The following is a 4,726-nucleotide window of genomic DNA, read 5'->3' on the forward strand; positions in this document are numbered from 1 at the left end:
CCTATCGCCGGGCGGCACAAGCTTGCCCGGCCTACAACAGTGTTAATTAGCTCGCTCCTGCCAGGCAATCTCCACCTCTTCGGCGAGGATTTTCACTCCGGCTTCGATCTTCTCCGGGTCCGGCACGTAGTTCATGCGCATGCACTGGTGGGTGTGCGGCCAGGGCTTGTCGAGGCCCGGGAAGAAGTAATCGCCGGGCACCATTAGCACGCCGCGTTTCTTCAGTCGCTGATAGAGCAGTTCGGTGGTGATCGGCAGGTCTTTGAACCACAGCCAGAGGAAGATGGCTCCCTCAGGTTTATGGATAAGACAGCGCTCTTCCGGTAGGTAGCGGCGCAGCGTGGCCATCGTCTCCTGCACCCGCTGGTAGTAGAACGGCTTGATCACCGTCTCCGACAGGCGCAGCAGGTCGTTGCGTTTGATCATCTCGCACATCATTGCCGGGCCAATCCCGCCGGGGGCAAGGCTGATGATGCCGTTCATGTTGCGGATCGCCGAGATAGTCTGCTCATTGGCGATGATAATGCCGCAGCGGCTACCGGGCAGGCCGAGCTTGGAGAGGCTCATGCAGAGAATGGTGTTCGGGTTCCACAGCGGGCGCGCCTCGCTGAAGATAATGCCCGGGAAGGGCACGCCGTAGGCGTTATCGATCACCAGCGGGATACCGTGCTGGTTCGCCAGGGCGTCCAGTTTGATCAGCTCCTCGTCGGTAATGACGTTGCCGGTCGGATTGGTTGGTCGGGAGACGCAGATCATGCCGGTCTCTTCGCCAATGTGCAGATGCTCAAAGTCGACGTGATACTTAAACTGGCCGCCCGGCAGCAGCTCAATATTCGGGCGAGCAGAGACGAAGAGATCCTCCTCCAGCCCGGAATCCGCGTAGCCGATATACTCCGGGGCCAGCGGGAACAGCACTTTTCTGGTGGTTCCATCGGCACGGCGGCCAGCAAACAGATTGAATAAGTAGAAAAACGCGCTCTGGCTGCCGTTAGTCAGTGCAATATTCTGTGGCGCAATATCCCAACCCAGGGTGGTACGCAGCATATCCGCCAGCGCGACCAGCAGCTCGGATTTCCCCTGTGGACCGTCATAATTGCACAGCGCATCAGTGGCTTTGCCGGAGGCAAGCATCTCCGCCAGCAGCTTTTGGAAGTAGTCGGTCATCTCCGGGATCTGCGCCGGGTTACCGCCGCCTAACATAATCGCGCCGGGCGTGCGCAGGCCGTCGTTGAGATCCTCCATCAGGCGCGTGATGCCTGAGTGGCGGGTGAATTTGTCGCCGAAAAGTGAAAATGTCATAGCAGGTGTTCTGTCGGTCTGATTTTAAACTTGGCACACCTTAACGCTAGCGCAGGCGCGGTGCAAATCGCTGGCCTGGCTGCGCTTAGTGTTTTTATACTAAAGACAGTCTCACCGTCAGACGTTAATTCTGTTTCCCTGCCCACACCACCATAATTTTATCTGTGCCGTTTTCACGCATAAATCCGCTGCCCTGGGCCAGTTCCAACGTTGACTGTTTACCTGCCCCCACGGCGGGGTGACGAGCGCGGAACTGCCCGATCTTCTGCCAGTGCGCCACGGTAGCCGCCGACTGACCGCTTACATCCTGCCAGTTCATGTCGGAGCGCGTGCCCTGCAATGGATCGGACCCGGTAGGGCCGAAAGGCCTGGCCGACTCATCGCCATAGAAGATCTGCACCGCACCGGGGGCCAGTAGCAGCAGCTCGGCTGCCCGCTGACCGCCTTCGCGGAACAGACGGGTATCGTGGGAGGAGAGATAGCTCAGCACGTTAAAATGCTGCAACTTGTCCGCCATCTGCTGCCAGATTGGCACCATATTTGCCAAACAGTCGGTGGCTTTGGCCGCCTGCTCCTGGTAATCAAAGTTGATCATCGCATCGAAGCCATGGCGATAGTATTCGCTCTGCATCACGCCGTGGCCCCAAGCCTCGCCGGTCATCCAGAACGGGTTATCGTCGCGTTTTTTATCCGGGTTCGCCTGTTTCCACTCGGTCAGGGCCGCCGCTGCCTGGGTCTTGAGCTGCTGCCACGCGGCCATCTCCACATGCTTAGCGGTATCCACCCGGAAACCGTCGATGCCGTATTCACCCACCCACTGGCTGAGCCAGTGGGTCAGGTAGTCGCGCGGCGTATAGCCGGAGATCGCTTTGGCCCGCGTGTCGGGCTTATGCTGATAGAAAACCGGCAGGCCAGACGGGGCAGTAGATTCGGTTTTGATATCCGGCAGGAATGCGAGGGACATGGTGAGATCGTCAAAGCCGGGGCTGTCGTAGTTGCCAATGTCGGTGCGGATCCAGTTTTTGCCCCACCACTGCTCCCACGCCGCTTTATCGCTAAAGTTGATGTAGTCATTAAAGCTGTGCCAGTTTTGTCCAGCGGCAGGTTTCCAGTCCGTCCACCTTTCGCCGAGGAGCTTCTGTCGCTCCTCGCCCTGCAAATAGAGCGCGCCGAACTGGTAGGTCTGCATATCCGCCAGCGTAGCGTAGCCGGTGTGGTTCATCACTACGTCCAGCAGCACGCGAATGCCGCGCTGGTGCGCGCCGTCGACCAGCGCGCGTAGATCCGCCTCGCTACCCATGTTGGCATCCAATTTCGTCCAGTCCAGGGTGTAGTAGCCGTGGTAGGCATAGTGCGGGAAGTCGCCTTTGGTGCCGCCGCCTACCCAGCCGTGGATCTGCTCAAAGGGCGCGCTAACCCACAGCGCGTTAACTCCCAGCCCGGCGAGGTAGTCCAGCTTGCTGGTGAGCCCCTTCAGGTCGCCGCCGTGAAAGGTGGCAATCTCCTGCATACCGTCTTTATGGCGGCCATAGCTATTGTCGTTGGCTGGGTCGCCGTTGACGAAGCGGTCGGTAAGGACGAAGTAGACGGTGGCGTTGTGCCAGCTAAAGGGCGCAGCCGCAGGCGCATCGGCCTGCTCAAGCAGCAGCAAACCGCCGCTGTTAGCATCAGGCTGGAGCGTGATTTTCCCTTCGCTCACCGTGGCAACCTGCTGGCTATAGAAGTCACGCACCTGGCTGCCTTCGGCAAACGTTTTACTTACATCGACCGTTAGCGGCTTGCCGTCCCACACCGGACACTGGCGCAGGGCGGCGGTGTTGGCCTCCGCTTCAGGCGGGGCGGCTACCGTCAGCATCAGCGTTGGCGTACCCGAGCGGGTATCTATCTGTAGCGCATAGTCGCCGTCGCGAAAGATTCGCCACTGCGGCGCGTCACCGGTGCAGGGCTGAAGCGATAGCATCTGGTTGAGCTTAGGGGCAGTGGCAGGCTGCCAGCACACATTGTCACTTTTTAAGGTAAGAGGAGTGGTACCCTTTTTGAACGTGGCCTCACTGTGATAAACCCCACTGCCGGTTGCGCTGAACGCGGGAAAGCCGGGCGCGGACCATTCGGACCAGGCGGTGATGGGAAGCAGTAAAAGCGCAAGGGCACAGCGTTGCATGGTGGCATCCTCTCCAGAGTTTCCATCAGTGTGCCACCCGTTGTGCCGGGTAAACTCATCCCTGCCGGGCGTTTGCCGGGGTGGAGGTCAAAGGCTGAGCGATCCGCGCCACATTTAGAGGGAAGTTTGTGATAGGCCACACAATTTTTGACTATTTTGCATGCTGTAGATCCATTCGGCTGATGACACCAATTAGGAAATGGACTATTTCTTAGAGTGCTCCCGAGGGGTATTTTTGATACAATTTGAGATTCCGCTCTCAAAATCTTGTAAAAATAAGGTGTTGGAATGCATCAATCCGACCAGGAGAACTAATGATATCGACTCCCATTCGACGATATGGGGCTGCGATACTCATGTTACTCACCACGGCATTTTCAGGTGAGGTGATTGCGAAAACGCACGCACAGACAACGAGTTACACAGCCTACACAAGCAGCCATAAGCACAGTAAAACGTTAAGCAGTAGTAAAAAGGTTAGCAGTAAAACGATTAGCAGTAAAAAGAGTAGCAGTAAAAAAGTTAGTAGTACGCTGGCAAGCAGTAAACAAGAGTATTCTCGCAATAGTGCAAAGAGCAGTTCACTTCCTGATTTGCGAAAATACCCTTCCGGAACACCAAGGAAAAAGGCGTTTCTCCGGACGGTTATGCCCTACATCACTAGCCAAAATGCTGCGATTACCGCTGAGCGCAACTGGCTGGTGTCTAAACAGTACGACAATCGCTGGTCGCCGACCGAGCGTGCGCGTCTGAAAGACATCGCTAAGCGTTACAAGGTGAGCTGGTCGGGTAATACCCGCCGCATCCCTTGGAATACGCTGCTGGATCGCGTCGACATTATCCCTGATAGCATGGTTGCCACCATGGCGGCAGCTGAAAGCGGCTGGGGTACGTCGAAGCTGGCGCGCAGTAACAACAACCTGTTCGGCATGAAGTGTGCGAAAGGCCGCTGTAACAACGGCCCGGGCACGGTGAAAGGGTACTCTCAGTTTGACTCGGTTAAAGAGTCAGTGAGCGCCTACGCGGCTAACCTCAACACCCACCCGGCGTACGCGTCGTTCCGTAAATCCCGTGCGCAGCTGCGCAAAGCGGATCAGGAAGTGACTGCCAGCACCATGATCCACAAGCTCAGCGGCTATTCGACGCAGGGCCAGCGTTACAACAACTACCTGTTTGCTATGTATCAGGACAACCAGCGTTTAATTGCAGCGCATATGTAATTTTCTCTTCCGTTATGTCGGGTGGCGTTACGCTTACCCGACCTAC

General features: G+C 57.1%; 3 protein-coding genes. 1 reads left to right on the top strand and 2 read right to left on the bottom strand.

What is annotated here, in order from left to right; translation table 11 throughout:
• Positions 1 to 42: 42 nt before the first annotated feature.
• Positions 43 to 1,299 (bottom strand): valine--pyruvate transaminase, encoded by a 1,257-nt coding sequence (gene avtA / locus FN633_RS03170; RefSeq protein WP_042393963.1) that lies wholly within the window; start codon positions 1,297 to 1,299, stop codon positions 43 to 45.
• A gap of 124 nt (positions 1,300 to 1,423) precedes the next feature.
• Positions 1,424 to 3,460, bottom strand: a complete 2,037-nt coding sequence (locus FN633_RS03175; protein WP_154056706.1) for an alpha-amylase — start codon at positions 3,458 to 3,460, stop codon at positions 1,424 to 1,426.
• Between the two features lie 314 nt (positions 3,461 to 3,774).
• Between FN633_RS03175 and FN633_RS03180 the strand changes: the two genes are divergently transcribed.
• Complete coding sequence (locus FN633_RS03180) at positions 3,775 to 4,680, top strand: protein bax (RefSeq protein ID WP_154056707.1); 906 nt, start codon at positions 3,775 to 3,777, stop codon at positions 4,678 to 4,680.
• Positions 4,681 to 4,726 lie beyond the last annotated feature (46 nt).

It is taken from the genome of Pseudescherichia vulneris (assembly GCF_902164725.1).
Classification (GTDB): Bacteria; Pseudomonadota; Gammaproteobacteria; order Enterobacterales; family Enterobacteriaceae; genus Pseudescherichia; species Pseudescherichia vulneris.